Source organism: Nonomuraea phyllanthi (genome assembly GCF_006334985.2).
Classification (GTDB): domain Bacteria; phylum Actinomycetota; class Actinomycetes; order Streptosporangiales; family Streptosporangiaceae; genus Nonomuraea; species Nonomuraea phyllanthi.
Genome location: NZ_VDLX02000015.1, coordinates 1 through 25,727, shown reverse-complemented (window position 1 = coordinate 25,727; position 25,727 = coordinate 1). Strand labels below are relative to the sequence as shown.

Sequence of the window (25,727 nt, the reverse complement as noted above, 5' to 3'; positions counted from 1 at the left end):
ACCAGTCACCTCTTAGTACTTCAGCAGGTTCGCGTCGTCGACGGACGCGGACCTGCGGGTTCGGAAGATCGTCACGATGATGGCCAGGCCGACCACGACCTCGGCCGCGGCCACCACCATCACGAAGAACGCGATGATCTGACCCTCCAGGTTGCCGACCTGCCTGGAGAAGGTGACGAATGCGAGGTTGCAGGCGTTGAGCATGAGCTCCACGCACATGAACACCACGATCGCGTTGCGCCGGATCAGCACGCCGACCGCGCCGATGCCGAACAGCAGCGCGGACAGGACGAGGTAGTGCGTCGTCATTTCGTCACCTCGTTGGTGCTCTCTTCGGAGTCCTCCTCGGCCGTGTGCCTGATGGCCTCGGCGAGCTCCGGGTCCTCGGGCAGATGGCCGTGCTCGACGTCGTAGCGCGCGATGTAGCGGTTGACCGAGGACTCCGCGACCGAGCCGTCGGGCAGCCGCGCCGGCATGTCGATGGCGTTGTTCCTGGCGTACGTGCCGGGGCCCGGCAGCGGCGACGGGTGGTCGCCGAGGAACCGGGCGCGGGACAGGTCCTTCTGCGTGGGCTTCTCGGTGAGCCGCTCGCGGTGCGCCAGCACCATCGCGCCCAGCGCGGCCGTGATCAGCAGCGCCGACGTGATCTCGAACGCGAACACGTACTTGGTGAACAGCAGCAGCGCGATCGAGCGGATGTAGCCGCCCTGCGCCGTGGCCTGCGCCAGCCCGGCCTGGTCGGAGAAGGCCGCGTTGCCGATGGCCAGGATGATCAGCGCCAGGAAGCCGAGGCCGGCGACGATCGCCCAGAAGCGCTGCCCCTTCAGCGTCTCCACCAGGGAGTCGGAGGAGTCGACGCCCACCAGCATGAGCACGAACAGGAACAGCATCATGATGGCGCCGGTGTAGACGATGATCTGCACCGCGGCCAGGAAGGGCGCGTCCTGCACGGCGTACAGGACCGCGAGGCAGAGCATCACCGTGCCGAGCATCAGCGCGGAGTAGACGGCCTTCCTGTTGAAGACCATGCCGAGCGCCGCGCCAACGGACACCACGGCGAGCACCCAGAACGTGACGGTCTCACCCATTGGTCCGCCCCAGCCGGTAGTAGTCCTCCTCGGTCTCGCCGAGCCGCATGGGATGCGGTGGCTGCTCCATGCCCTGGGTCAGCGGCGCGAGAAGCATCTCCTTGGTGTAGATGAGGCTTTCGCGCGAGGTGTCGGCGAGCTCGTACTCGTTGGTCATCGTGAGCGCGCGGGTGGGGCACGCCTCGATGCACAGGCCGCACAGGATGCAGCGCAGGTAGTTGATCTGGTACGTGCGCCCGTACCGCTCACCCGGCGAGAAGCGCTCCTCGTCCGTGTTGTCCGCGCCCTCGACGTAGATCGCGTCGGCCGGACACGCCCAGGCGCACAGCTCGCACCCGACGCACTTCTCCAGCCCGTCAGGCCAGCGGTTGAGCTGGTGACGCCCGTGGAAGCGAGGAGCCGTCGGCCTCTTCTCCTCCGGGTAGTTCGTCGTGACGGGCTTCTTGAACATGGTGTGGAAGGTGACCCCGAAGCCCTTGACGGGGTTCAGCCAATCAGTTAGTCCCACTGGGAATCTCCTTGTGCTGCACCCCGTGGTAGTGCGGCAGATCGAGCGGCGGCACCGGGAAGCCGCCGGCCGTCGGCTCTTCGGACAGTTCCTCGAACTCGGCCTCGACCTGGGCCTTCTGCGCTTCCCTTCGCCGCTGGTTGACGGTGTCGAACCGCATCCAGATGGCCAGCGCCCCGATCACGATGACCGCGCCGAGCACGATGCCCAGCGTCCGGCTCTCCTCGTTGACCACGATGTTGCGCACGGCCGCCACGAGCAGGATCCACGCCAGGTTGACCGGGATCAGCACCTTCCAGCCCATGGACATGAGCTGGTCGTAGCGGACCCGGGGCAGCGAGGCCCGTACCCAGATGATGAAGCAGAAGGTGAGCACGAACTTGATGAAGAACCACAGCACCGGCCAGTAGCCCTCGTTGGCGCCGGCCCACCAGGAGATCGGGACCGGTGCCCGCCACCCGCCGAGGAACAGCGTCACGGCGATGCCGGAGGCGGTGAAGGTGTGCAGGTACTCGCCCATCATGATCAGAGCGAACTTCAGCGACGAGGAGTACTCGGTCTGGAAGCCGCCGACCAGCTCGCCCTCGCCCTCGGGGAGGTCGAACGGGATGCGCGCGGCCTCACCGAACATGCAGACCACGTAGACCAGGAACGACGGGATGAGCAGCACCACGAACCAGGTCTGCTCCTGCGCCTTGACGATCTCCGAGGTGGACAGCGTCCCGGCGAACAGGAAGATGGCCACGAACGACAGGCCCATGGCGATCTCGTACGAGACCACCTGGGCCGCCGAGCGCAGGCCGCCGAGCAGCGCGTACGGCGAGCGCGACGACCAGCCGGCCAGCACCACGCCGTAGACCGACACGGCGCCCATGGCCAGCATGAACAGCACCGCCACCGGCAGGTCGACCAGCTGCAGCGGCGTCCGCACGCCGAACAGGTTGACCATCGGCCCGAACGGCACGATCGAGAAGGCCAGGAACGCCGGCACGACCATGATGACCGGGGCCAGCAGGTAGAGCACCTTGTCCACGGTCCGCGGGAAGAGGTCCTCCTTCAGGCCCATCTTCAGGCCGTCGGCCACCGACTGCAGGAGGCCGAACTTGCCGGCCCGGTTGGGGCCGTACCGGTTCTGCATCCGCGAGATCAGCTTGCGCTCGAACCAGACGCCGAACAGGACGCTCAGCATCAGGAAGACGAACAGCAGCACGGCCTTGATGATCGTGATCCACAGCGGGTCCTTGCCGAAGTCGGCAAGCGTGGGATCGGCCGCGAGAACGTGGGTCATGACGCGCTCCCGATGGTGACGATGTCGCCGGCCACCGCGCGCAGGTCACGCGTGACCGAGCAGCCGCCGGAGTTGGACGGCACCCAGACCACCCGGTCCGGCAGGTCGGCGACGCGTACGGGCAGGGTGACGGTGTCGCCGACGACCAGCTTGTCGCCGTCGGACACCCCCAGCTCGGCCGCGGTGGCCTCGGAGACCAGTGCCTCGGCTGCGCGGGCGGTGCCCGCGAGGTACGGCTCGCCGTCCTGCAGCCTGCCCTCGTCGAGCAGCAGGTGCCAGGTCGCCAGCAGCGCCTTGCCCGCCTCCGGCACCTCGGGGGTGCGGGTCAGGGCGTTCGGCGCGCTGACGCGGCTGCCGCGCCAGGCGCCCAGCCCGGACAGCTCGCGCCGGGCGGCCTTGGCGTCCGGCAGGCCCAGGTGGACGTCCATCCGGTCGGCCAGGTTGCCGATCACGGCGAGGTCGGACTGCAGGCCCGGCACCTTGAGCGGCGCCTCGAACGAGCGGCCCCTGCCCTCCCAGTTGACGAACGTGCCGCTCTTCTCCTGGACGGCGGCGACGGGCAGGACCACGTCGGCGCGGTCGGTGACGGCGCTGGCGCGGATCTCCAGGCTGACGATGAACGGCGTGTGCTCGAGCGCTTCGAGCGCCGCCGCCGGGTCGGGCAGGTCGTAGGGGTCGACGCCGCCCACGACCAGGGCGTCCAGCTCGCCGTCGCGGGCGGCGGCGAGGATGCCGGCGGTGTCGCGGCCCGGCGTGGCGGGCAGCGAGGCCACGTTCCACGCCCTGGCGACCTCGGCCCTGGCGCTCTCGTCGTCGACCGGGCGGCCGATCGGCAGCAGCGCGGGCAGGGCACCGGCCTCGACCGCGCCGCGCTCGCCGGCCCTGCGCGGGACCCAGGCGAGCCTGGCGTCGGAGACGTTGGCCAGCCGTACGAGGGCGGACAGGGCGCCGGGCACGGTGGCCAGGCGCTCGCCCGCGAGCACGATCGTGCCCTCGGGCAGGGTGCCGAGCAGGTCGCCGAGGGCGTCGGCCTCGGCGCCGGGCGCGGTGCGGATGAGCGTGCCGCCCATCTTCGCGAGGCCGGGCGAGGCGAACGGGGCGATCGAGGTGACCTTGAGGCCCTTCTTCATCCACGCCTTGCGCAGGCGCAGGAAGACGATCGGCGACTCGTCCTCGGGCTCGAACCCGACGAGCAGCACGTGCGGGGCGTTCTCGAGGTCGGTGTAGCTGATCTCGATGCCCTTGCCGGCCACCGCGTGGGCCAGGAACTGCGCCTCCTCGGCGGAGTGCGGCCTGGCGCGGAAGTCGACGTCGTTGCTGTTCAGGGCGACCCGGGCGAACTTGGCGTACGCGTAGGCGTCCTCGACCGTGACCCGGCCGCCGACCAGCACGCCGGCCTTGCCGCGCGCCCTGGCCAGCCCCTGGGCGGCCACCGAGAGCGCCTCCGGCCACGAGGCGGGCACGAGCACGCCCTCCTCGTTGCGGACCAGCGGCGTCTTGAGCCGGTCGGGCTGCTGGGCGTAGGTGAAGGCCCAGCGGCCCTTGTCGCAGTTCCACTCCTCGTTGACCTGCGGGTCGTTGCCCGCCAGGCGGCGGGTGACCCGGCCGCGCCGGTGGTCGGTGCGCTGGGCGCAGCCGGCGGCGCAGTGCTCGCACGCGCTCGGCGTGGAGACCAGGTCGAACGGGCGGGCCCTGAACCGGTAGGCGGCGCCGGTCAGCGCGCCGACCGGGCAGATCTGCACCGTGTTGCCGGAGAAGTAGGAGTTGAACGGCTTGCCGTCGGCAACTCGCACCTGCTCCTTGGCCCCGCGCTCGAAGAAGTCGATGAGCGGGTCACCGGCGATCTGGTCCGAGAAGCGGATGCACCGGGCGCACTGCACGCAGCGCTCGCGGTCGAGCAGCACCTGCGTCGACAGCGGCAGCGGCTTGGGGAAGGTGCGCTTCTGCTCCTGGAACCTGGACTCGCCCCGCCCGTTGGACATGGCCTGGTTCTGCAGGGGGCACTCGCCGCCCTTGTCGCAGACCGGGCAGTCGAGCGGGTGGTTCAGCAGCAGGAACTCCATGGCCGCGCGCTGCGCCTTCTCGGCCACCGGCGAGGTGAGCTGCGTCTGCACGACCATGCCCTCGGCGACCTCGATCGCGCACGACGGCTGCGGCTTGGGGAAGCCGCGGCCGTTGCCCGCGTCGGGGATGTCGACCAGGCACTGGCGGCAGTTGGCCGCCGGGTCGAGCAGCGGGTGGTCACAGAACCGGGGGATCTGGATGCCCAGCAGCTCGGCTGCCCTGATGATCAGAGTGCCCTTGGGGACACTGACCTGGAACCCGTCGATGGTGAGGGTCACCAGGTTCGTCTCGGTCTCTACGACTGTCACTGCTCACCCCAGAGAGTGGACTTCTTCGGGTCGAACGGGCAGCCGCCGATCTCGAAGTGCTTGAGGTACTCGTCGCGGAAGTACTTCACGGAGGAGTGGATCGGGCTGGTCGCGCCGTCGCCCAGAGCGCAGAACGAGCGGCCCAGGATGTTGTCCGCGATGTCGGTGATCGTCGCCAGGTCCTCCTCGGTGCCCTGGCCCTTCTCCAGGCGCTTGAGCACCTGCTTGAGCCAGTACGTGCCCTCGCGGCAGGGCGTGCACTTGCCGCAGGACTCGTGGGCGTAGAACTCGGTCCAGCGCAGCACCGTGCGGACCACGCAGGTGGTCTCGTCGAAGATCTGCAGCGCGCGGGTGCCGAGCATGGAGCCCTTGGCGCCGACGCCCTCGAAGTCGAGCGGGACGTCGAGGTGCTCGTTGGTGAAGATCGGCGTGGAGGAGCCGCCCGGCGTCCAGAACTTGATCTCGTGGCCGGCCCTGACGCCGCCCGCCATGTCGAGGAGCTCGCGCAGCGTGATGCCGAGCGGCGCCTCGTACTGGCCGGGCCTGGTGACGTGGCCGCTCAGCGAGAAGATGCCGAAGCCCTTCGACTTCTCGGTGCCCATCCCGGCGAACCAGTCGGCGCCGTTGCCGATGATCGAGGGAACACTGGCGATCGACTCGACGTTGTTCACGACAGTAGGCGAGGCGTACAGGCCCGCCACGGCGGGGAACGGGGGCTTGAGTCGCGGTTGACCTCTGAAGCCCTCCAGCGAGTCGAGCAGCGCCGTCTCCTCGCCGCAGATGTAGGCGCCCGCGCCGCTGTGCACGACCAGCTCCAGGTCGAAGCCGGAGCCGAAGATGTCGGTGCCGAGATAGCCCTTCTCGTACGCCTCCCGCACGGCCGCGTGCAGCCGGCGGACGACGTGCAGCACCTCGCCGCGCACGTAGATGAAGGCGTGGTTGGCCCTGATCGCGTAGGACGTGATGATGATGCCCTCGACCAGCGCGTGCGGGTTGGCCAGCATCAGCGGGATGTCCTTGCAGGTGCCCGGCTCCGACTCGTCGGCGTTGACGACGAGATAGTGCGGCTTGCCGTCGCCCTGCGGGATGAAGCCCCACTTCATGCCGGTCGGGAAGCCCGCGCCGCCGCGGCCGCGCAGGCCGGAGTCCTTGACGGACTGGATGACGGCGTCGGGGTCCATGCCCAGCGCCTTCTTCGCCGCCGCGTACTCACCGTAGACGTCGATGGTGAAGGAGTTGGGCTGGTCCCAGTTCGCTGTCAGGACCGGTGTCAAAGTCGTGCTCATGCCTCGGGGGCCTTCCATCCATGGGCCTTGGCGACCCGCAGGCCCTCCAGCGAGGGGCCGGCGGCCGACGGGCCGTCACCCGCCTGGTCGTCGGGCAGGCCGGCGAGCACCCGCGAGGCCTCCTTGAAGGTGCACAGCCGCTTCGGGCCGCGGGTGGGCCGCACCTCCTTGCCGTCGCGCAGGTCGTCGACGAGCTGCTTGGCCGACTCGGGGGTCTGGTTGTCGAAGAACTCCCAGTTGACCATCATGACCGGGGCGAAGTCGCAGGCCGCGTTGCACTCGATGCGCTCCAGCGACACCTTGCCGTCGGAGGTCGTCTCCTCGTGGCCGGCGCCGACGTGCTCCGACAGCTCCTCCCAGATCTGGTCGCCGCCCATGACGGCGCACAGCGCGTTGATGCACACGCCGACGTGATAGTCGCCGGCGGGCTTGCGCTTGTACATCGTGTAGAAGGTCGCGACGCCCGTGACCTCGGCCTTGCTGACGCCGAGCATCTCGGCGCAGAACTCCTGGCCGTCGTCGCTGACGTAGCCGTCCTCCGACTGCACGAGGTGGAGCAGCGGCAGCAGGGCCGACCGCGTCTTCGGGTAGCGCCCGATGATCTCCTTGGCGTCCCGCTCCAGACGCTCACGGACTTCCGGTGAATACGTCACCGGTCCACACCTCCCATGACGGGGTCGATAGATGCCACCGCGGCGATCACGTCGGCGACCTGGCCGCCCTCCGCCATCGCGGGGAAGCCCTGCAGGTTGCAGAAGGACGGCTCGCGGAAGTGCACGCGGTAGGGGCGCGTGCCGCCGTCGCTGACCACGTGGGCGCCGAGCTCGCCCTTGGGCGACTCGATGCTGGCGTACGCCTGCCCGGCCGGCACCCGGAAGCCCTCGGTCACCAGCTTGAAGTGGTGGATCAGCGCCTCCATCGAGGTGCCCATGATGTGGGCGATGTGGTCGGGCGAGTTGCCGAACCCGTCGGGGCCGAGCGCCAGCTGCGCGGGCCAGCCGATCTTCTTGTCCTCGATCATGACCGGCTCGCCCTTGAGCGGGCCGGCGATGCGGTCGAGGGCCTGCTCGATGATCTTGAGCGACTCCTCCATCTCCTGCATGCGCACGAGGTAACGCGAGTAGACGTCACAGCCGCGCTCGGTGGCGACGTCGAACTCGTACGTCTCGTAGCCGCAGTAGGGCTGCGTCTTGCGCAGGTCCCACGGCAGGCCGGCGGCGCGCAGGATCGGCCCGGTGATGCCCAGGGCCATGCAGCCGGTCAGGTCGAGGTAGCCCACGTCCTTCGTGCGGCGCACGTAGACCGGGTTCTCGTCGAGCAGCTTGCGGATGTCCTTGATCCGCTTGGGCATCTCCTTGAGGAACTCGCCGACCTTGTCGACCGTGCCGGCGGGCAGGTCCACGCTCACGCCGCCGGGGCGGACGTAGGCGTGGTTCATGCGCAGGCCGGTGATGTACTCGAACAGGTCCATGACCAGCTCGCGGTCGCGGTAGCCGAACAGGAACGGCGTCGTCGCGCCCAGCTCCATGCCGAACGTGCCCATCGCGACCAGGTGCGAGGAGATGCGGTTGAGCTCCATCATCATCACGCGGATGGCCTGCGCCCGCTCGGGCACGCGGTCGGTGATGCCGAGCAGCTTCTCCACGCCCATGCAGTAGGCGGTCTCGTTGAAGATCGGCGAGAGGTAGTCCATGCGGGTCACGAACGTGGACCCCTGGGTCCAGGTCCGGAACTCCATGTTCTTCTCGATGCCGGTGTGCAGGTAGCCGATGACGCTGCGCGCCTCGGTCACCGTCTCGCCGTCGAGCGTCAGGACCAGGCGGAGCACGCCGTGCGTGGACGGGTGCTGCGGGCCCATGTTGACGACCAGGCGCTCCTCCTCGGAGTCGCGCACGCCGGTGACGACCTCGTCCCAGTCCGCGCCGTTGACCGAGTAGACCTTGCCCTCGGTCGCCTCGTCATAAGCGGTGCTCATGAGTAAGACCTCCTCTGGTCGGGCGAGGGGATGGTGGCGCCCCGGTATTCGACCGGGATGCCTCCGAGCGGGTAGTCCTTCCGCTGCGGGAATCCCTCCCAGTCGTCCGGCATCATGATGCGGGTGAGCGCGGGGTGACCGTCGAAGATGATCCCGAAGAAGTCGTACGCCTCGCGCTCGTGCCAGTCGTGACCAGGGTAAACGCCGACGGTGGATGGAATGTGCGGGTCGGCGTCGGGCGCGCTGGCCTCGACGCGCACGCGCCGGTTGTGGGTCATCGAGCACAGGTGGATGACCGCGTGCAGCTCCTCGCCGGCCAGGTGCGGGTAGTGCACGCCGGTGACGCCGAGCGAGAGCTCGAAGCGCAGCGCGGGATCGTCGCGCAGCTTCTGGCAGACCTCGACCAGCCGCTCCCGCTTCACATGCAGGGTCAGCTCGCCGCGGTCCACGACCACGCGCTCGATGGCGTCGTCGAGCCCGAGGGCGTCGACGAGCTCGTCGAAGTAGCCGCCGTACGGGCGGGGCGTCGAGATCTGCGGCGCCCGGCGCACGACGAGACCGCCGTAGCCGGAGGTGTCGCCGGTGTCCTGGGCGCCGAACATGCCACGCCTGGCGACCGGTGACTCGGGCACCGCGGGAACGGGGACCTCGGGGGTCTCGCCGCTGTCCGGGCTGCCGGGGAGGTTGTCGGGCGAGGTCACTTCGCGGCCCCCTGATCGATCAGCGGCAGCGGGCGCAGCGCCTGCAGCTCGAGCTCCTCGATCTGCTTGGCCCGGTGCGCGCCGAACTTCATGTTCTGGATCTTGTCGTGCAGCTTCACGATAGAGTCGATCAGCATCTCCGGCCGCGGCGGGCAGCCCGGCAGGTAGATGTCGACGGGCACGACGTGGTCGACGCCCTGCACGATCGCGTAGTTGTTGAACATGCCGCCGCTGGAGGCGCACACGCCCATGGAGATGACCCACTTGGGCTCGGCCATCTGGTCGTAGATCTGCCGCAGCACGGGCGCCATCTTCTGCGAGACGCGGCCGGCGACGATCATGAGGTCGGCCTGGCGCGGAGACGCCGAAGCGCGCTCCATGCCGAAGCGCGCGAGGTCGTAGTGGGGGCCACCGGTGGCCATCAGTTCAATGGCGCAGCACGCCAGGCCGAAGGTGGCCGGCCACACGGAGTTCTTTCGCGCCCATCCGGCCGCCGCCTCGACGGTGCTGAGGATGAACCCGCTGGGGAGTTTCTCTTCAAGTCCCATTTTCAGTCCCAGTCCAGACCCTTGCGGCGCCACACGTACGCGTAGGCGACGAGCACGGTGACGATGAACAGGAGCATCTCCACGAGCCCGAACAGGCCGAGGCCAGGGTTGAGCGTCTGGCCCGCGTCGTTCGTCTGCTTGGCGAACGAGACCGCCCACGGGTAGAGGAAGATGATCTCGATGTCGAACACGATGAAGAGCATCGCGGTGATCATGTATTTGAGCGGGAACCGTCCACCACCGACGGGCTGGGGCGTCGGCTCGATGCCGCATTCGTAGGCGTCAAGCTTGGCGCGGTTCCAGCGCTTGGGGCCGGTGAAGGGAGCGATGGCGACCGAGAAGATCGCGAAGCCCCCCGCGAGAACGGCGAGCACCAGGATGGGCACGTAAAGGTCCATCGCTACGCCTCCTCTGGAGTCGCCGCGCGCGCGGGCGCGCAGCCGGATCTGTCAGTTCTGAGATTCATGCTGGTGGGGCGACCTTTGAGAGTGCGTTGATGATCATGTCCGACGCATCGCCTCGCCGGTCGGTGAGATTACCAAGGAGTTTGATGGCGAAGCGCATCAGCCTCGGGTGAGGGAGCCCGTGCCTGGTGCCGAACCTCATCACCTCCGGCCTCCCGATGGCCTCGACGAACCACTTGCCCAGCGTGAAGTAGCCGCCGTAGGCGTCCTTCAGCACGCCGGGATAGGTCCGCAGGGTCCGCTCGCGCTGCGCGGGAGTGGTGCCCTTGAGGGCCTTGACGATGATTTCGGCGGCGATCTCGCCGGTCTCCATGGCGTAGGCGATGCCCTCGCCGTTGAACGGGTTGATCGACCCGCCCGAGTCGCCCACGAGCAGCAGGCCGCGCGTGTAGTGCGGCTGCCGGTTGAAGGCCATCGGGAGCGCGGCGCCGCGAATGGGGGCCGTCATGTTCTCCTCGGTGAAGCCCCACTCGGCGGGCATGGCCTTGCACCAGCGTCGCAGCAGGTCGCGGTAGTCGATGTTCTTGAACTGGGCGCTCGTGTTGAGCAGCCCGAGGCCCACGTTGGCGGTGCCGTCGCCGACGCCGAAGATCCACCCGTAACCGGGCAGCAGCCGGTCCTCGGCCCACAGCTCCAGCCAGATCTCGAGGTAGTCGTCGTCGTGGCGCGGGCTCTCGAAGTACGTCCGCACGGCCACGCCCATCGGCCGGTCTTCCCGCTTGTGCAGGCCCATGCCGAGGGCCAGCCTGGTGCTGTTGCCGTCGGCGGCCACCACCAGGCGGCTGCGGTATTCGGCGCCGTCCTTGGTCGTCACGCCCACGATGTGGCCGCTGCGGTCGTCGAGGATGGGCCCCGTGACGGTGACGCCCTCCATCACGCGCACGCCGCTGGCGGCCGCGTTGGCGGCGAGGATCTGGTCGAAGTCCTGGCGGGTGCGTACGAGCCCGAAGTCGGGGAACCGCTCCAGGTGGGGCCAGTCGAGGTCGAAGCGGAGCCCGCCGCCGACGACGCGCAGGCCCTTGTTCCTGACCCAGCCGGGCGCGTCGATGTCGATGCCCATCTGGAGCAGCTGCTTGACCGCGCGGGGGGTCAGGCCGTCGCCGCAGACCTTCTCGCGGGGGAACCTGGTCTTCTCCAGCAGCAGCACGTCGAGCCCGGACCGGGCGAGGTAAAAGGCGGTCGCGGAACCTGCGGGACCGGCGCCGACGACGATGACGTCGGCGTCGGTCTGCGTGGTTGTTGGCACCGTCACTGGACTGTCCTGTCCTTCGAAGGCCTTGGGGGTGGCTGCCTTCGTTCCTTTGTGAACCCCTTCACAAACTTGTCGGCCCGCAGTCTACTGCTTTTCCAGTACATAGTGGCAGTCGGGGGGCTGTTCTGTGATCCAAGGGGAACGGCGTGTCGCGTGTGGTCTCACGCCGGCTTGAACCCCCTGTGCATGGCCACGATCCCCATGGTGAGATCGCGCCAGGCCACCCGCTCCCAGCCGGCCCGCTGAATGATCCTCGCGAGGGTGCGCTGGTCGGGCCAATCCCTGATCGACTCGGCCAGATATTCGTAGGAATCGTCATTGGACCCGAAGACCTTGGCCACTTTCGGCAGCATCCGCATCAGATATTCGCGATAGACCAGATCGAACGGCGCGAACGTCACGTGCGAGAACTCCAGCACCACCAGCCGCCCGCCCGGCCTGGTCACGCGCGCCATCTCCCGCAGCGCCTGCTCGGTGTCGTGCACGTTGCGCAGCGCCACCGAGATCGTCACCGCGTCGAACACCTCGTCGGCGAACGGCAACCGCATCGCGTCGCCCGCGACGAACGGGACGCCCTCGCCCGTCAGCGCGTTGCCGCCGTGGCGGCGTACGCCGGTGCGGAGCATGCCCATAGAGAAGTCGGAGGCGATGGCGCGTGCGCCGAGCGTGGTGAACGAGTCGGTGGACGTGCCCGTGCCGGCCCCCAGGTCGAGCACGAGCTCACCCGGCCCCGCGTCGACCGCCGCGGCGACGGCCCTGCGCCAGAGCCTCACCTGGCCGAGGGAGATCACATCGTTGACCAGGTCGTAGCGCCGGGCGGTGCGGTCGAACATCGCGGCGACCTCGTCCGGCTGTTTGTCCAACTGAGCGCGCGTCATGCGCCAAGCCTATTGGGCGGTCCCGCCCGCGACTCTGCGCCTATTGGGTTTATGGACATTCAACGGAAAGTAGCCGCGAGACTACTGAACGTCTGCTAAAACTTGGCGAATGTTTGCCCGTGTCGCCCTTGCGGCGCTCCTCGCCTCGGCCCCCACGCCGCACACGCGCGTGGTCTCCGCCGACCCGGTCGACTACACGCCCCACGTGCTGGACGGCATCGTCAACGCCATCACCGTCATCGGCCGGACCGTCGTGGTCGGCGGCTCCTTCAGCGAGGTGAGCGACGCCGCCCGCGAGACCGTCTACCCGCGCGCCAACCTGTTCGCCTACGACCTGGCCACGGGCCGCATCGTGGAGAACTTCGCACCGGTCGTGCCCGGCCCGGTCCACGGCCTGGCCGCCGGCGACCTCGGCACCGTATACGTCGGCGGCGAGTTCGCCGGGGTCAACAGCACCCGGTCCAGGTCGCTGGCCAAGCTGAAGCTCTCCGACGGCTCGCTGGTGCCCGGCTTCACGCCGCGCATCCGCGGCGGCATGGTCAGCGCCCTGGTCAGGCAGGGCTCGAAGCTGTACGTCGGCGGCGACTTCATCGGCCCGCGCACCGCCCTGGCCGCCCTGGACGCCACCACGGGCGAGGCAGACCCGGCGTTCGACATCACGCCGGGCAAGGCGCTCACGCCCAGGGTCAAGGTCTACGCGCTCGCCGCCACCGGCCACCGGCTGGCCGTGGACGGCTCGTTCACCACGCTCGGCGGCCACAGCCGGCCGCAACTGGGCCTGATCGACATCAGCGGTCCCACCGCCGCGGTGGCCCCCTGGCGGACCGAGGCGTACGCCGGGAAGTGCATGAAGGCGTTCCCGTCGTACGTGCGCGGCCTCGACTTCTCGCCCGACGGGCGCTATTTCGCGGTCGTCACCACCGGCGGCCCCAGGGGCGGCATGTGCGACACCGCCGCCAGGTTCGAGACGTACGCCACCGGGACCCGCATCAAGCCCACCTGGGTCAACGCCACGGGCGGCGACTCGCTCTACTCGGTCAGCGTGACGGGAGCGGCGGTCTACGTCGGCGGGCATCAGCGCTGGCTGAACAACCCGAAGGGCCGCGACTCGGCCGGGCCGGGCGCGGTGTCACGACCGGGGATCGGGGCCATTCATCCGGTCACCGGAAAGGCCCTCAGTTGGAATCCCACGCGCGAGCGCGGCATCGGCGTGAAGGCGTTTTACGCGCATCGCAGCGGACTACTTGTCGGTAGCGACACAACCCGACTCGGACGGGAGTACCATGCCCGGATTGGCATGTTCCCTCAGCCCTAGTCCTGCGGCTTCGGCTGGTCGATCTTGTTGCTGATACGCGCGCTCACGGCATCTCGCTGCTTGCTGAGCAAGATGTAGCTGGCTATGCCGCTGACCAAGAAAGACGCCAAGATCAGCACGAAGAGGTTTATCGGCCAGATGATCCAGAGGACACCCAGTGTCACGAGAAACAGGCCGATCCGCGACGCGGTGTAAACGAGAACGGGACGCACACGTCGAGGTTACTTGCACCCGTGGACCGGTCGCTCTTCGCATCCGGCGCGAGCGCTGCTACTGTTCCCAGTCAGGGAGTTTCGTAAAGAAACACCCACGAGAGCCCCAAAGAGGCTCTATCATATAACAATCGGGCAGTCAGCTGATAACAACCCGTGATCTTTGTAGAAAACCACGGATAAATCAGGCTTCGCTCGACACACTGGTTACCTGTCCGCCCGCTGGCAGGAAGCGGGATGCGAGGGGGAGAGATTGGTGGAGAGTAGCAGCGAGCGTCTGCTGACCCCAGGAGAGGTTGCCGCCCTCTTCCGGGTAGACCCAAAGACGGTTACGCGCTGGGCTGCGGCAGGCCGCATCAGCAGTATCCGCACCCCCGGAGGGCACCGGCGCTTCCGCGAGTCGGAAGTGCACGCCCTTCTCCGAGGCGAGGACGTATTGACGGCCGACCGGCCGGCAGGTGAGTCCCCGCGCGTCTGACCGTGCAGACGGTGATCCTGCGACGGCAGGATCACCGCCGGCGCGACCACTGTTCACGTGCTTCCTGGCCACACTTCCGTCCGGCAGCATGAGGCGGCGCCAACCGCCGACCGTGGTTGGCGCCTGTCCGTCACCCGCTCGGGCCCCCTCCTGCCGAGGCGCTCTCCTGCCCCGCCTCAGGCGCCCTCCTGCTCCGCCTTGAACGCCAGGAACTCCCGCTCCAGGTCGTCGTTCTCCTCTTTCCAGCGCCTGCGCCGCTCGGCCGCCTCCTCCTCCGTCAGCGCCTCGGGCAGCAGGTCGTCGTAGCCGGGGTCACCAGGCCGCATCTCCACGTACGCGTTGCCGATCAGGCCCCCGTCCACGCTGGTCAGGCTCCGCGGCACGCGCAGGGTCCCGTCCGCGAGCCGGATGACGTACATGTCGGATCACCTAGATTCCGTAGCGCCGGTTGAAGTACAGCATGATGTCGAGCGCCATCCGCGTGTCGCCCCCGAGCATGTCGACGAGGGCGGGACGCTGGCGCGAGGCGATGGCGGCGAAGGCGTCGGCGAAGAACTCCTTGCGCCCGAGCCCGCCTCCCTGCCGGTGGAAGGTGGAGGCGAGCAGCGGCAGGGCCGCCTCGTAGAGACGGACGAACTCGGGCGAGTCGGAGACCCAGTCGCCGTGCGGCGCGTCGATGTCGTCAATGGCGTGGCCGACCTCGTGCATCATCACGTCCGGGGTGGGCGAGGGGCGGTCGCCCACGACGATCTTGCGGTCACCGTACGCGCCGGCGCAGATGTCCCACGTGGCGCGACCCGACGGGAGCGGGGCGCCGCGTAAGTAGCCCATGTCGTCGAGATCGGGCACGCCGCCGCGGCCCACGTAGATGCCCTCCAGGCCGGCCGCGAGCTGCTCCTTGAGCCGGTCGGGGAGCCTCGCCAGGCTCTCCACGGCGCGTACGGTGTCGGGCGAGGGCGGGCCCTGCCTGGCGTCCCACTGGCGGTGCAGGACGCTCTCCAGCTTGCCGCAGTGCCGCAGGCCGTCGCCCAGGGACGGGGCCCCCGGCCGGTTGGGCTGGGCCCTCGGCCGGTCGTCGAGCTCGAAGTCGTACCAGGTGTAGCCGGGACGTTCCACGACGGCGGCGGGCAGCCTCTCACGGCGTTCGCGCAGCGAGAACCCGTCCCAGCTCGTCCGTACCGGCCGCTCAGGCGGCTTGGGAGGCGCGTCCGCTCCCTTACGGCCCTTGGCCTCTGGACGGCCCTCAGCGGGCTTCTCACGGGCGCTGGACCAGAACGAGCGCTCGGCCTCGGGGGGCGCCTCCTGGCGCCGGGAGAAGAGATAGGACCCGCGCCGCCACCAACGGCCGCGCCGGTGCCGCCCCTTGTCGTGAGACGCCTTGTCCTGGGAAAAGGCCATCGCACCCCTCAACGCCCGGGAAGTCCGGCTGGACCGCCGCATCGGCTTCCACGGTACGACGTCGATCTTCCCCTAGTCACCCCAAAGGGGACATCGGGAAGCACGATCACGTCGCGGATGGCTTACAGTTCGGGCATGGCAGGTGTACTGATCGGCCTGGCGCTGCTGGCCTTCTGGCTGTTCTCCCTCTTCGACGTCATGACCACCCCCGATGACGAGGTCAGGAACGTACCAAAGACGTTGTGGATCTTCATCGTCGTGCTCATCCCGCTGCTCGGCGGGCTGCTCTGGATGGCGCGCGGCCGTCCGCGGGCCACGCGCGCCCCCTGGCCCGTCCCTCCGGGCCCGGGCATGCCGAAGGGGCCGGACGACGACCCCGACTTCCTGCGCGACCTCGACCGCCGCATGCGTGGCGACGACGTCTGACCCCCTCCGGCTCCGATCAGACGTCGGCGTAGCTGTGGAGCCCGCTGATGAAGACGTTGACGCCGATCAGGTTGAACATCAGGCAGGCGAACGCCACGAGCTGCACGATCGTCGAGGCCCTGCCCCGCCAGCCGGCCGTCACCTTGGCGTGCAGGTAGGCCGCGTAGGCCACCCAGGTGATGAACGACCAGACCTCCTTGGGGTCCCAGCCCCAGTAGCGGCCCCACGCCCGGTCCGCCCAGAGAGCGCCCGCGATCACCGCGAACGTCCACAGCGGGAACGCCAGCACGATCGCCCGGTGCGCCACCCGCTCCAGGTCGGCGCGGGACGGCAGGCGTGACACCCCGTCGCCGCGCACCAGGTAGAGCACGCCGGAGACGCCGGCCATCGTGAACAGGCCGCTGGAGATGATCGCGGCGGTGACGTGGATGGCGATCCAGTACGAGTTGAGCGCCGGCACGACCGGCCCCGCGGCCGTGTAGAAGAACTTGACGGCCAGGCCGAGGCCGAGGGCGGCCGCGACCATCACGAAGGCGCCGAGGAAGCGCACGTTGTAGCGGAGCTGCGTGCCGAGGAACGCGGTCACGGCGGCGAAGCAGATGGCCACCACGAACTCGTACATGTTGCCCCACGGCCACCGGTCCACGGCCAGGCCGCGCGTGGCGATGGCCGTGAGATGGGCGGCCCAGCCCACCCAGGCGAGCGCCAGGGCCACCTTCGCGGCCCGCGTGGCCGACCCCGTGGCCCCGGACCCGGCCACGGCCGCACCGCCGCCGGAAGGCGTCACGGCCGCGTGGTCATCTGAGGGAGCCGCGCTCGCGCGCTCGTCCGGAGGCGTCGCGGCCTCCGCGGCGGCGGTCGTGCCGCCTGCGGCGACGGCGACCGGCTTCCTGGCCTCCGCGCGCTCGGCGACGGCCTGCTCGGGCGCGGCCGACGAGGCGACGGCCGGCTTGTCGGCGCGGCCCTTGCCGAAGGCGAGCTCGATCGCGAAGGCGACCATGGCGAACACGTAGAGGAGGACGGCTGCGACGACGAGAAGGTCGCTCAGCTGGGCGAGTTGCTCAGCGGACATGCTTTTCTCCTGCTGATAGAGCCTTGACGATGTCGGCGAACTCCTCGGCGAAGCCCGCCGCGGAGCCCTCGGTGCGGGTCAGGCCGCCCACCTGGACCGCGCCGCCCTCGCCGATCCGCACGAACACCCTGCGGCGGCGGATGAGCAGCGACAGCGCGATGGCGACGACCGCCGTGCCCGCGGCGATCAACGCGGGCACCCGGCCCGGGTCGTACGCGATCTGGAGCGTGACCCACTCCTTGACCCCGGTGAACTGCAGCGTGCCCACCCCGTCGGGCAGCTCGACCGACTGCCCGACCGCGAGCGGCTTGGGCACGTCCTTGCCCATGACGATGGGGGTGAGCTTCTTCAGCACCTCGGGCGGGGCGAGCTCGTAGACCGACTGCGGCCGTCCGGAGCGCAGCCCGAGGTCGCCCTTGAAGGCGCCCAGAACCTGCACCTCGGGGTTGACCTCGCCGGGGAAGGCGGAGGCGTACGTGCCGTCGGTCAGCGGCACGCTGGTGGGCAGGAACCGCAGCAGGAACCCGAGCTGAGACGGCTGCGCGTCGGGCACCTTGACCACGCATCCGGACGTCATGGTGGCCTTGGCCTCGATCAGGCAGGGCACCGGGCCGTCGAACGCCACCTGGCCCTTGCCGTCGGTGACCTTGAAGACGGGGGCGTAGCCGTTGCCGATGAGGTAGGTCTGCGTGCCGTCGATCTCCAGCGGGTCGTTGACCTTCAGGTCGTAGTCGCGGGCCGGCGCGCCGGGCGACTCGGAGACCTTCAGGTGCGCGTCGTAGTCGAGCGCCTGCCCGCGCTTGTCGCCCGTGACCTGGTAGGCGACCTTGAAGTCGGCCAGCTGGAACGAGAACGGCTCCAGCGACTCGGCCGAGACCTGGCTGCCCGGGATGAACCGGTCATAGGCGGCCACGGTGTTGGCGAACCCGTCGCCCTCCACGACCAGGACGTTGCCGCGGTAGCCGAACAGCGAGCCGAAGCCGACCGCGAGCAGGATGCCCAGCAGGGCGATGTGGAAGAACAGGTTTCCCGTCTCGCGCAGGTAGCCCTTCTCCGCGGAGACCCAGCCGTCCCCGGTCACGACCCGGAAGCGCAGCCGGCGCAGCCGCCGGGCGGCCTCCTCGACGTCCAGGTCGCCCTCGAACGAGGCGGAGTGCGGCAGGCGGTCGAGGCGCCTGGGCGCGGCCGGCGGCTTCCTGCGCAGCTCCCGCGCGTACGTCGCGGTGCGCGGGATGATGCAGCCGATCAGCGACATGAACAGCAGCAGGTAGATCGCCGCGAACCAGGCCGAGGTGAACACCTCGAAGAGCTGGAACCGGTCGTACCACTCGGCCAGCGTGGGGCTCTGCTCGTAGAGCCGCGCCACCTTGTCGGGGTCGACGCCGCGCTGCGGTACGAGCGAGCCGGGCACCGAGGCCAGCGCGAGCAGGAACAGCAGGATGAGCGCCGTCTTCATCGAGGTGAGCGTGCGCCAGCCCCACCGCAGCCAGCCGACCGGCCCCAGGCCGACCTGCCTGGGGACGTGCTGCTCCGGCCGCTCCTCCGCCTGCTCCTTGACCTGGCCCTTCGCCGGCTCCTCCTGGACGCTCATCAGATCACCGGCTCGAAGGCGCCGATCAGGCCCTGCATGGCAGCGATCATCTCTCCCCACAGCCCGGTCACGAGCAGCACCCCGACCGCGACCATCATGCCGCCGCCGACCCGGGTGATCAGGCGCGAGTGCCTGCGGACGGCCCTGAAGGTGCGCAGGGCCTTGCTGTACGCGAGCGCCGCGCCGACGAACGGCAGCCCGAGGCCCAGGGCGTACGCGACGGCCAGGAGGGCGCCCCGTGCGGCGCTGCCCTCGTTGAGCCCCAAGGCCAGCACGACGGCGAGCGTCGGGCCGATGCACGGTGTCCAGCCCAGCCCGAACACCACCCCGAGCAGCGGCGCACCGGCGAGCCCCGCGGCCGGCACCCGGTGGATGCGCACGTCGCGCATCAGCCCGGGGACGACGCCGAGGAAGGCCAGCCCGAGCAGGATGGTCAGCACGCCGAGCACGCGCGTGATGACCTCGGCGTGGCCGAGCACAACCGAGCCGAGCCCGCCGAACAGCGCGCCGCTCAGCACGAACACCAGCCCGAAGCCGCTCACGAACAGCGCCGTGCCCAGCACCAGCCGCCCCCGCCCCGGGTGGGCGCTCATGCCGGTCACGTACGACAGGTAGCCGGGCACGAGCGGCAGCACGCACGGCGAGAGGAACGACACGACCCCGGCCAGCACCGCGATCGGCACGGCGAGCAGCAGCGAGCCCGAGGCCACGACGTCATTCATCGCGCACCTTGGTCACCGTGTCGAGCAGGTCGGTGTACTTGACCGCGCCGAGCGCCCTGGCGGCGATCCTGCCCTGCTTGTCGATGATCAGCGTGGACGGGATGGCCGCGGGCGGCACCGTGCCCTGGAAGGACAGCGCCACCTTGCCGGGCTGGTCGAAGATGTGCGGGTAGCCGGTCTTCTCGGTGCGCTCGAACGCCAGCGCGTCGGCCTGCCGGTCCTTGAAGTCGACGCCGAGGAACTGCACGCCCGTGTCCTTGGTCTTGGCCGCGACCTCCTTGAGCACCGGGGCCTCCGCCCGGCACGGGCCGCACCACGACGCCCAGAAGTTGAGCACCACGACCTCGCCCTTGTGGGCGGCGAGTGAGGCGGTGGACCCGTCGAGGGTCGGACCCTGGACGGCGGGCGCCGGCTTGCGCTCACCCGCGCCGAACACCTGCATCTTCCCGTCACCCGCCACGAAACGGGTGTCGCCCGCCTGCGGCTGGCCGCTCTGGTTGCCGGCACAGCCCGCGACCAGCAGGCCCACGAGAACAAGGGAGATGGGCCCGATAGATCTGTTGGCGCGCACGGAGGAAGATCTCCTTGTACTACAAGCGGTAGAGCTTGCAACTCTACCGGTGGCACCGCGAGCTCCGGACATCAGGCCCCGGGAACGGACGGACCCGTCTCGATCGACCCCGCCGGCTCGCTGTAGCCGATGCTGACGAGGCGGTCGCCGTCGAAGGAGAACGTGGTGAGGCTCGCCAGCGCGCACTGCCTGCGCCGCGGATCGTGCCAGAGCCTGCGGCCCTCGGCGGCCATGCGGATCGTCCAGATCGGCAGCTGGTGGCTGACGAGCACCGCCTCGTGGCCGCGCGCCGCGGCCCTGACGTCGTCGATCACCGACTTCATGCGCCGCACGATCAGCGGGTACGCCTCGCCCCAGGACGGGCGCAGCGGATTCCAGAAATAGCGGTAGTTGCGGGGGCTGCGGAAGATCGCCAGGCCCTGGCCCACGGGGCGGCCCTGGAGCATGTTGCCCGCCTCGATCAGGCGCTCGTCCTGGACGATGTCGAGGCCGAGCTTGTCGGCCAGCGGGGCCGCGGTCTCCAGCGCGCGCTCCAGCGGCGAGCTGCGGAGGGCGACGATGTCGCGCCCGCCCACGGCCTTGGCGACCGTCTCGGCCATGAGCTGACCCGTCTGGGACAGGTGGTAGCCGGGCAGCCTGCCGTAGAGGACGCCGGCGGGGTTGTGCACCTCACCGTGGCGCAGCAGGTGGACGACGGTGGTTTCAGCCATGGTGAGCCACAGCCTATCCGCTCCCCTCCACCGCCCAGCCGACCGGCCGGGTGTCGCGTCCCGGCCGTGTCCCGGCAGCGTCCCGGTCGTGTCCCGCTCAGGTGACGGCCCAGGCGTTCTCCTGTGTGCGGCTCGCCTCGGCCAGCGCGTCCACCATGGCCCTGATCGCGGGGCGGCGGGCGGCGTCCGTACGCCACACCGCGTAGATGCGCCGCGACTGGCGCGGCATGATCGGCACGATCCGGACGCCGTCCGGCACGCAGTCGCGGCCGAGGCGCGGCACGATCGCGCAGCCCAGCCCGGCGGCCACCAGCGCGAGCTGGGTCGGGTACTCGTCGGCCATGCACGCGATCACCGGCTCCACGGAGGCGTTGCGCAGCGTGAAGACGAGCCAGTCGTGGCAGACGGTGCCGGGGGACGAGCTGATCCAGGGCTCGCCGCGCAGCTGGGCCAGCTCCACCTCCCTGCTGTCCGCGAGCGGGTGCCCGGCGGGGACGGCGACGTCGGCCACGTCGTCGAGCAGCGGCGCCCTGGACAGGCCGTCGGGCAGCGCCATGGGCCGGTTGAGCCAGTCCTGGATCACGCCGAGGTCCAGCTCGCCCCTGGCCACCTCGCGGACCACCCGCTCCGGCTCGCGCTCGTTGAGCTGGACGGACAGGTCGGGATGGCGCTCCTTGAGCTGGATCAGCGCCTTCGGCATGAGCCCGCGCGCGGCGGTGGGGAAGGCCCCGGCGTTCAGGCGGCCGACGACCTCGCCGCGCAGCGCCTCGAAGTCGGCCTCGGCGGTCTCGACCAGGGCGAGGATGCGCTCGGCGTGCTCGGCGAGGAGGCCGGCCGCGTCGGTGAGCCGCACGCCGCGCCCGTTGCGCTCCATGAGCCTGGCCCCGGTCTCGCGCTCCAGCTTGGCGATCTGCTGGGACACCGCCGACGGGGTGACCATGAGCGCGTCGGCCGCCGCCCCGACGGACCCGTAGACGTGCACAGCGTGAAGGGCCTTGAGCCGGTTCAAGTCCAACATGTAAGCCACTCTAAATGGTTTAGCGTAGAAAGTCTCGCTTGTCGTTGAATCTGTAGCAGACGAAAATAGTTGCATGAGAATCCTTAAGTCGAAGAAGCAGCAGCAGTCAGGCACCGTCTCGTACCTCAAGGTGCTGGCGGAGCAGGCCCGCAGGCAGCGCGTCCACTACCAGAAGCCCGCGCGCTGACTTGCGCCCCCGCCATCTGGCCCTGGTCATCGGCCTAGCAGCCGTCTGGGGCTTCAACTTCGTCGTCATGCAGATCGGCCTGCGACACTTCCCTCCCCTGCTGTACGCGGGGCTCAGGTTCGCGCTGGCCGGCTTCCCCGCCCTGCTGTTCGTGGGGCGGCCCGGGGTCCCGTGGCGCTGGGTCGCGGGGGTGGCGGCGACCATCGGGGTCGGCCAGTTCGGGTTCCTGCTCGTGGGCATGCGGGCGGGCATGCCGGCCGGGCTGACCTCACTCGTCCTGCAGACGCAGGCGCTGTTCACCGTGGTGTTCGCGGTGACGCTGCTCGGTGAGCGGCTCACCGCCCGCCGCGTGTCAGGGCTGGCCGTCGCCTTCGGCGGCCTCGCCGTCGTCGCCCTCGGCTTCGGGCTGTCAGGCCCGATCGGCGCCTTCGCGCTCTGCCTGGCCGCCGCGGCCGCCTGGGGACTCGGCAACGTCGTCCAGCGCCGGGCCGCGCCGCCCGACTCCCTGCGCTTCATGGTCTGGGTCAGCGCCTTCTCCGCGCCGCCGCTCCTGCTCCTGTCGCTCCTGCTGGAGGGCGTGCCCGCGCTCAACGCGCCCGTGGAGGGCTGGCTGTCGCTGGGGTACGTCGCCTTCGTCTCCACGCTGGGCGGCTTCGGCGTCTGGGGGCTGCTGCTGCGGCGTTACGACGCCTCCACCGTGGCGCCGTACACGCTGCTGGTGCCGGTGTTCGGCATGTCGTCGGCCGCGCTGGTGACCGGCGAGCCGATCTCCTGGCTCGACCTCCTCGCGGCGGCGCTGATCGTCGCGGGCGTCCTTTACGCGGGCTCCCAGCCCCGCCGCGCGCCGGCCCCGGCCCCGCGAGCCGCCGACCCCCTCAGCGGGCCGACGGCATAAGGCGCGGCGGCCGGGAACGCTTTCACGGCCCGGTTCCGCCGCGGGGCCGGACTCGATCACGACGAGGAAGCGCCTGACTTGGGGTTCCCGCGTCGCACCCCTGCCAGCACGACCCCGACCACCGCGGTGACCACTCCGGCGATCAGCCAGCCGGGTGACCCGCCGGTGACGGGCCGGCAGTCGGCGACGCACAAGACGGGATCGATGTGGATCAGGTCGGCACCCTGGAGGATCCACAGCAGACCCAGCAGGATGAGGAGCATCCCGCCGACGATCCTCGCGACCCTGAGCCATCTCACGGTGTCATCCCTTCTTCGGCTATGCTGAAAGTATTCAGGAAGCTTTAGAAGGTTAGGTTATAAGGTGTCCGAACAATATTCAATCGGGGAACCGTTCCTCCCCCAGCTCATCGGTCAGACCTTCAACCTGGTCCTTGACGGGCTCCTCCAGCGCCTGGTCGAGAACGGCTACGACGATCTACGCCCCACTCACTACCTGAACGTGTTCCGGTTGCTCGACTGCGACGGCACCCGGCCCACCACGCTGGCGCGCAAGGCCGGGATGACCCCGCAAGCCATGAGCGAGCTGGTGGGCCACCTGGAACAACACGGCTACGTACGGCGCGTGCGTGACCCGGCCGACGGCCGGGGCAGGATCGTCGTCTTCGCCGACCGTGGCACCCGGGCCGCCGAGATCAGCGCCGGCTACTTCGCCGAACTGGAGGTCCGGTGGGCGGACGTCGTCGGGGCGGACGGTCTCCAGGCCGTCAGGTCCTCGCTTACGCAGATCCTCGCCGACCTGCCGGCCCGCAGGACCGCGATCGGAGGCGGTGACTGACCGTCCCGGTCGATCCACTCGGGCAGTGCCGTACTCGTGAGAAGGTTCGGCGAGCCGCGGGCGGCTCCGGGCCGGCGCGGCCGATCCCCTCAGCGGGCCGGCCGCCCGGCGCGGCGGCGGCTCAGTGGGCCGCCGCGGCGGCCTTGGCGGCGGCCGGGAGGGCGTCGGCGACGCGGTTGAGCGCCTCGTCGTCGTGCGAGGCCGACAGGAACCACGCCTCGTACGCCGACGGCGGAAGGTAGACCCCCTGGTCGAGCATGGCGTGGAAGAACGCGGTGAAGGCGGCGGTGTCCTGGGCCTTGGCCTCGGCGAAGTTCGTCACCTCCGCGTCGGTGAAGAAGATCGAGAACAGGCTGCCGGCCCGCTGGAGCCGGTGCGGCACCCCGGCCGCTGAGAGCGCCTCCGAGGCGGCCCGGCCGACGGCCATGGCGGCGGCGTCCACCCGCTCGTAGGCGGCGGCGTCGAGGGCGCGCAGCGTGGCCAGCCCGGCCGCGCAGGCCAGCGGGTTACCCGACAGCGTCCCCGCCTGGTAGACCGGCCCCTCGGGCGCGAGCTGGGCCATGACCTCGGCCCGGCCCCCGAAGGCCGCGGCGGGCAGGCCGCCGCCCATGACCTTGCCGAACGTCATCAGGTCGGCGTCCACGGGCTCCAGGCCGTACCAGCCGGAGGGCGAGACGCGGAAGCCGGTCAGCACCTCGTCGACGATGAGCAGCGCCCCGTTGGCCGTGCACAGCTCGCGCAGGCGGGCGTTGAAGCCGTCGCGCGGCGGGACGATCCCCATGTTCGCCGGGCACGCCTCGGTGATCACGCACGCGATCTCCGCCTCGGCGAAGGCCGCCTCGACGGCCTCGATCGCGTTGTACGGCAGCACGATCGTGTCGGCCGCCGACGCCCCGGTCACGCCCGGCGTGTCGGGCAGCCCGAACGTCGCCACGCCCGACCCTGCCGAGGCCAGCAGCGCGTCGACGTGCCCGTGGTAGCACCCCGCGAACTTGATCACCTTCGACCGCCCGGTGAACCCCCTGGCCAGCCGCACCGCGCTCATCGTCGCCTCGGTGCCCGAGCTGACCAGGCGCACCTTCTCGACCGGCGCCACCCTGGCCACGATCTCCTCGGCCAGCTCCACCTCGCCCGGCGTGGCGGTGCCGTAGGAGAACCCGTCGGCGACCGCCGCCGACACGGCCTCGACGACTGCGGGGTGGCGGTGCCCGAGGATCATGGGGCCCCAGGAGCACACCAGGTCGACGTACCGGTTGCCGTCGGCGTCGGTGATGTAGGGGCCCTGGCCGGAGACCATGAAGCGCGGCGTCCCGCCGACCGCGCCGAACGCGCGCACCGGCGAGTTGACGCCTCCCGGCACGATCTGGCGGGCGCGGGCGAACAGGCTCTCCGAGTTCGTTGTACGGCTCACCCGACCCAGGTTAGCCCCGCCCCCACGCGCCCCCTCCACACGGGCACGGCGGGAGGACCGTCAGCCGGCCGGCCACTCCAGGACGCGCAACGGGACCGTCAGTCGGCCGGCCACTCCAGGACGCGCAGCGGGACCGTCAGTCGGCCAGCCACTCCAGGATGCGCAGCGGGTCGGGCAGGGGCCGGCCGTTCGGCGGGCGCAGCCATGAGACGGCCTGGCCGCTGGGCAGGGTCGAGGGCGGCGCCAGCACGTAGCTGTCGCGGCAGTGCCAGCGCAGGCCTGGCGTGTCGTCGATCGTCGCGGGGTCGCAGTCGAGGTGGCACGACCACCACTCGTCCTCGTCCTCCGGGTTGCCACGGGTGGCCACATAAAACAGGACCCGGTCGCCGTGGGCGGCGACCGGGCCCGGGTCGGCTCCGGCGTTGTCGATCCTCGTGAGGGCCGACAGGCCGAGAGCGAGCGGTACGTCGAAGACGTCGAACACGCGTCCGGTGGGCAGGATCACGTTGGCCTCGGGCTCGGCC

General features: G+C 70.1%; 30 protein-coding genes. 5 read left to right on the top strand and 25 right to left on the bottom strand.

What is annotated here, in order from left to right; genetic code table 11:
• Positions 1-12: 12 nt before the first annotated feature.
• The 13 genes from nuoK to FH608_RS33775 form a co-directional block, all read right to left on the bottom strand.
• A complete protein-coding gene (nuoK, locus tag FH608_RS33835) occupies positions 13-309 on the bottom strand; it encodes an NADH-quinone oxidoreductase subunit NuoK (protein ID WP_139634454.1) in 297 nt (98 codons plus the stop codon).
• Positions 306-1,088: an NADH-quinone oxidoreductase subunit J gene (locus tag FH608_RS33830; RefSeq protein ID WP_139634453.1), complete on the bottom strand. Its 783-nt coding sequence runs from the start codon at positions 1,086-1,088 to the stop codon at positions 306-308. Before FH608_RS33830 ends, nuoK begins: the two co-directional genes overlap by 4 nt.
• Entirely contained in the window at positions 1,081-1,596 is a 516-nt protein-coding gene (gene nuoI / locus FH608_RS33825; protein WP_139634452.1) for an NADH-quinone oxidoreductase subunit NuoI, read from the bottom strand. The genes FH608_RS33830 and nuoI overlap by 8 nt, the downstream gene beginning before the upstream one ends.
• Positions 1,583-2,884, bottom strand: a complete 1,302-nt coding sequence (gene nuoH, locus FH608_RS33820) for an NADH-quinone oxidoreductase subunit NuoH (protein ID WP_139634451.1) — start codon at positions 2,882-2,884, stop codon at positions 1,583-1,585. Before nuoH ends, nuoI begins: the two co-directional genes overlap by 14 nt.
• The gene (locus FH608_RS33815) at positions 2,881-5,256 is read right to left on the bottom strand and encodes an NADH-quinone oxidoreductase subunit G (RefSeq protein WP_139634450.1); all 2,376 of its coding nucleotides are present in this window, start codon (positions 5,254-5,256) and stop codon (positions 2,881-2,883) included. The genes nuoH and FH608_RS33815 overlap by 4 nt, the downstream gene beginning before the upstream one ends.
• Complete coding sequence (nuoF, locus tag FH608_RS33810) at positions 5,253-6,542, bottom strand: NADH-quinone oxidoreductase subunit NuoF (protein ID WP_139634449.1); 1,290 nt, start codon at positions 6,540-6,542, stop codon at positions 5,253-5,255. The genes FH608_RS33815 and nuoF overlap by 4 nt, the downstream gene beginning before the upstream one ends.
• Positions 6,539-7,195 carry an NADH-quinone oxidoreductase subunit NuoE gene (nuoE, locus tag FH608_RS33805; protein WP_139634448.1) on the bottom strand — a complete coding sequence of 219 codons (657 nt, stop codon included), beginning with the start codon at positions 7,193-7,195 and terminating at the stop codon, positions 6,539-6,541. The genes nuoF and nuoE overlap by 4 nt, the downstream gene beginning before the upstream one ends.
• A complete protein-coding gene (locus tag FH608_RS33800; protein ID WP_139634447.1) occupies positions 7,192-8,517 on the bottom strand; it encodes an NADH-quinone oxidoreductase subunit D in 1,326 nt (441 codons plus the stop codon). The genes nuoE and FH608_RS33800 overlap by 4 nt, the downstream gene beginning before the upstream one ends.
• Entirely contained in the window at positions 8,514-9,218 is a 705-nt protein-coding gene (locus FH608_RS33795) for an NADH-quinone oxidoreductase subunit C (RefSeq protein ID WP_139634446.1), read from the bottom strand. Before FH608_RS33795 ends, FH608_RS33800 begins: the two co-directional genes overlap by 4 nt.
• A complete protein-coding gene (locus FH608_RS33790; protein WP_139634445.1) occupies positions 9,215-9,766 on the bottom strand; it encodes a NuoB/complex I 20 kDa subunit family protein in 552 nt (183 codons plus the stop codon). Before FH608_RS33790 ends, FH608_RS33795 begins: the two co-directional genes overlap by 4 nt.
• Positions 9,767-9,768: 2 nt before the next feature.
• Positions 9,769-10,164, bottom strand: a complete 396-nt coding sequence (locus FH608_RS33785) for an NADH-quinone oxidoreductase subunit A (RefSeq protein WP_139634444.1) — start codon at positions 10,162-10,164, stop codon at positions 9,769-9,771.
• A gap of 64 nt (positions 10,165-10,228) precedes the next feature.
• Positions 10,229-11,482, bottom strand: coding sequence for a geranylgeranyl reductase family protein (locus tag FH608_RS33780; protein ID WP_139634443.1), 1,254 nt, complete (start codon positions 11,480-11,482; stop codon positions 10,229-10,231).
• Between the two features lie 161 nt (positions 11,483-11,643).
• A complete protein-coding gene (locus tag FH608_RS33775; RefSeq protein WP_139634442.1) occupies positions 11,644-12,360 on the bottom strand; it encodes a demethylmenaquinone methyltransferase in 717 nt (238 codons plus the stop codon).
• Positions 12,361-12,469: 109 nt separating this feature from the next.
• Between FH608_RS33775 and FH608_RS33770 the strand changes: the two genes are divergently transcribed.
• The gene (locus FH608_RS33770; RefSeq protein WP_139634441.1) at positions 12,470-13,675 is read left to right on the top strand and encodes a hypothetical protein; all 1,206 of its coding nucleotides are present in this window, start codon (positions 12,470-12,472) and stop codon (positions 13,673-13,675) included.
• On the opposite strand, the gene FH608_RS33765 is transcribed toward FH608_RS33770, so the two are convergent.
• Positions 13,672-13,887 (bottom strand): DUF4229 domain-containing protein, encoded by a 216-nt coding sequence (locus FH608_RS33765; protein WP_139634440.1) that lies wholly within the window; start codon positions 13,885-13,887, stop codon positions 13,672-13,674. The genes FH608_RS33770 and FH608_RS33765 overlap by 4 nt on opposite strands.
• A 256-nt stretch (positions 13,888-14,143) precedes the next feature.
• Here FH608_RS33765 and FH608_RS33760 point away from each other — a divergent pair, with 256 nt between their 5' ends.
• Positions 14,144-14,365: a BldC family transcriptional regulator gene (locus tag FH608_RS33760; RefSeq protein ID WP_026214226.1), complete on the top strand. Its 222-nt coding sequence runs from the start codon at positions 14,144-14,146 to the stop codon at positions 14,363-14,365.
• Positions 14,366-14,541: 176 nt separating this feature from the next.
• Here FH608_RS33760 and FH608_RS33755 read toward each other — a convergent pair whose 3' ends face one another.
• Positions 14,542-14,784, bottom strand: a complete 243-nt coding sequence (locus FH608_RS33755; RefSeq protein WP_139634439.1) for a hypothetical protein — start codon at positions 14,782-14,784, stop codon at positions 14,542-14,544.
• 10 nt (positions 14,785-14,794) lie between these two features.
• Positions 14,795-15,763, bottom strand: coding sequence for a hypothetical protein (locus FH608_RS33750; protein WP_139634438.1), 969 nt, complete (start codon positions 15,761-15,763; stop codon positions 14,795-14,797).
• A 135-nt stretch (positions 15,764-15,898) separates the two neighbouring features.
• On the opposite strand from FH608_RS33750, the gene FH608_RS33745 reads away from it, so the two are divergent.
• Complete coding sequence (locus tag FH608_RS33745) at positions 15,899-16,189, top strand: PLDc N-terminal domain-containing protein (protein WP_139634437.1); 291 nt, start codon at positions 15,899-15,901, stop codon at positions 16,187-16,189.
• A gap of 16 nt (positions 16,190-16,205) precedes the next feature.
• Here the strand turns inward: FH608_RS33745 and ccsB are convergent, their stop codons facing one another.
• The 6 genes from ccsB to FH608_RS33715 all read right to left on the bottom strand — a co-directional run bounded on the left by ccsB (position 16,206) and on the right by FH608_RS33715 (position 21,873).
• Complete coding sequence (gene ccsB / locus FH608_RS33740; RefSeq protein WP_139634436.1) at positions 16,206-17,261, bottom strand: c-type cytochrome biogenesis protein CcsB; 1,056 nt, start codon at positions 17,259-17,261, stop codon at positions 16,206-16,208.
• Positions 17,251-18,852, bottom strand: a complete 1,602-nt coding sequence (resB, locus tag FH608_RS33735; RefSeq protein ID WP_139634435.1) for a cytochrome c biogenesis protein ResB — start codon at positions 18,850-18,852, stop codon at positions 17,251-17,253. The genes ccsB and resB overlap by 11 nt, the downstream gene beginning before the upstream one ends.
• Positions 18,852-19,574, bottom strand: a complete 723-nt coding sequence (locus tag FH608_RS33730) for a cytochrome c biogenesis CcdA family protein (RefSeq protein ID WP_139634434.1) — start codon at positions 19,572-19,574, stop codon at positions 18,852-18,854. Before FH608_RS33730 ends, resB begins: the two co-directional genes overlap by 1 nt.
• Positions 19,567-20,145 carry a TlpA family protein disulfide reductase gene (locus tag FH608_RS33725; protein WP_226900137.1) on the bottom strand — a complete coding sequence of 193 codons (579 nt, stop codon included), beginning with the start codon at positions 20,143-20,145 and terminating at the stop codon, positions 19,567-19,569. The genes FH608_RS33730 and FH608_RS33725 overlap by 8 nt, the downstream gene beginning before the upstream one ends.
• A gap of 71 nt (positions 20,146-20,216) precedes the next feature.
• Positions 20,217-20,855: a histidine phosphatase family protein gene (locus tag FH608_RS33720; RefSeq protein WP_139634432.1), complete on the bottom strand. Its 639-nt coding sequence runs from the start codon at positions 20,853-20,855 to the stop codon at positions 20,217-20,219.
• A gap of 97 nt (positions 20,856-20,952) precedes the next feature.
• Entirely contained in the window at positions 20,953-21,873 is a 921-nt protein-coding gene (locus tag FH608_RS33715) for a LysR family transcriptional regulator (protein WP_139634431.1), read from the bottom strand.
• 188 nt (positions 21,874-22,061) lie between these two features.
• Between FH608_RS33715 and FH608_RS33710 the strand changes: the two genes are divergently transcribed.
• The gene (locus FH608_RS33710; RefSeq protein ID WP_139634430.1) at positions 22,062-22,955 is read left to right on the top strand and encodes an EamA family transporter; all 894 of its coding nucleotides are present in this window, start codon (positions 22,062-22,064) and stop codon (positions 22,953-22,955) included.
• Positions 22,956-23,011: 56 nt separating this feature from the next.
• Here FH608_RS33710 and FH608_RS33705 read toward each other — a convergent pair whose 3' ends face one another.
• Positions 23,012-23,254, bottom strand: coding sequence for a hypothetical protein (locus FH608_RS33705; RefSeq protein ID WP_226900136.1), 243 nt, complete (start codon positions 23,252-23,254; stop codon positions 23,012-23,014).
• Positions 23,255-23,318: 64 nt separating this feature from the next.
• On the opposite strand from FH608_RS33705, the gene FH608_RS33700 reads away from it, so the two are divergent.
• The gene (locus tag FH608_RS33700) at positions 23,319-23,792 is read left to right on the top strand and encodes a MarR family winged helix-turn-helix transcriptional regulator (RefSeq protein WP_139634429.1); all 474 of its coding nucleotides are present in this window, start codon (positions 23,319-23,321) and stop codon (positions 23,790-23,792) included.
• Between the two features lie 121 nt (positions 23,793-23,913).
• Here the strand turns inward: FH608_RS33700 and hemL are convergent, their stop codons facing one another.
• Both hemL and FH608_RS33690 read right to left on the bottom strand, forming a co-directional pair.
• The gene (hemL, locus tag FH608_RS33695) at positions 23,914-25,203 is read right to left on the bottom strand and encodes a glutamate-1-semialdehyde 2,1-aminomutase (RefSeq protein WP_139634428.1); all 1,290 of its coding nucleotides are present in this window, start codon (positions 25,201-25,203) and stop codon (positions 23,914-23,916) included.
• Positions 25,204-25,339: 136 nt separating this feature from the next.
• On the bottom strand, positions 25,340-25,727 hold a 388-nt coding region (locus FH608_RS33690), incomplete at its 5' end, for a bifunctional DNA primase/polymerase (RefSeq protein WP_139634427.1).

Coding starts and splice junctions, on each gene's coding strand:
- nuoK (WP_139634454.1), bottom strand. CDS start 309: ATGACGACGCACTACCTCGTCCTGTCCGCGCTGCTGTTCGGCATCGGC.
- FH608_RS33830 (WP_139634453.1), bottom strand. CDS start 1,088: ATGGGTGAGACCGTCACGTTCTGGGTGCTCGCCGTGGTGTCCGTTGGC.
- nuoH (WP_139634451.1), bottom strand. CDS start 2,884: ATGACCCACGTTCTCGCGGCCGATCCCACGCTTGCCGACTTCGGCAAG.
- nuoF (WP_139634449.1), bottom strand. CDS start 6,542: ATGAGCACGACTTTGACACCGGTCCTGACAGCGAACTGGGACCAGCCC.
- FH608_RS33800 (WP_139634447.1), bottom strand. CDS start 8,517: ATGAGCACCGCTTATGACGAGGCGACCGAGGGCAAGGTCTACTCGGTC.
- FH608_RS33790 (WP_139634445.1), bottom strand. CDS start 9,766: ATGGGACTTGAAGAGAAACTCCCCAGCGGGTTCATCCTCAGCACCGTC.
- FH608_RS33785 (WP_139634444.1), bottom strand. CDS start 10,164: ATGGACCTTTACGTGCCCATCCTGGTGCTCGCCGTTCTCGCGGGGGGC.
- FH608_RS33775 (WP_139634442.1), bottom strand. CDS start 12,360: ATGACGCGCGCTCAGTTGGACAAACAGCCGGACGAGGTCGCCGCGATG.
- FH608_RS33770 (WP_139634441.1), top strand. CDS start 12,470: ATGTTTGCCCGTGTCGCCCTTGCGGCGCTCCTCGCCTCGGCCCCCACG.
- FH608_RS33755 (WP_139634439.1), bottom strand. CDS start 14,784: ATGTACGTCATCCGGCTCGCGGACGGGACCCTGCGCGTGCCGCGGAGC.
- FH608_RS33750 (WP_139634438.1), bottom strand. CDS start 15,763: ATGGCCTTTTCCCAGGACAAGGCGTCTCACGACAAGGGGCGGCACCGG.
- FH608_RS33745 (WP_139634437.1), top strand. CDS start 15,899: ATGGCAGGTGTACTGATCGGCCTGGCGCTGCTGGCCTTCTGGCTGTTC.
- ccsB (WP_139634436.1), bottom strand. CDS start 17,261: ATGTCCGCTGAGCAACTCGCCCAGCTGAGCGACCTTCTCGTCGTCGCA.
- resB (WP_139634435.1), bottom strand. CDS start 18,852: ATGAGCGTCCAGGAGGAGCCGGCGAAGGGCCAGGTCAAGGAGCAGGCG.
- FH608_RS33730 (WP_139634434.1), bottom strand. CDS start 19,574: ATGAATGACGTCGTGGCCTCGGGCTCGCTGCTGCTCGCCGTGCCGATC.
- FH608_RS33720 (WP_139634432.1), bottom strand. CDS start 20,855: ATGGCTGAAACCACCGTCGTCCACCTGCTGCGCCACGGTGAGGTGCAC.
- FH608_RS33715 (WP_139634431.1), bottom strand. CDS start 21,873: ATGTTGGACTTGAACCGGCTCAAGGCCCTTCACGCTGTGCACGTCTAC.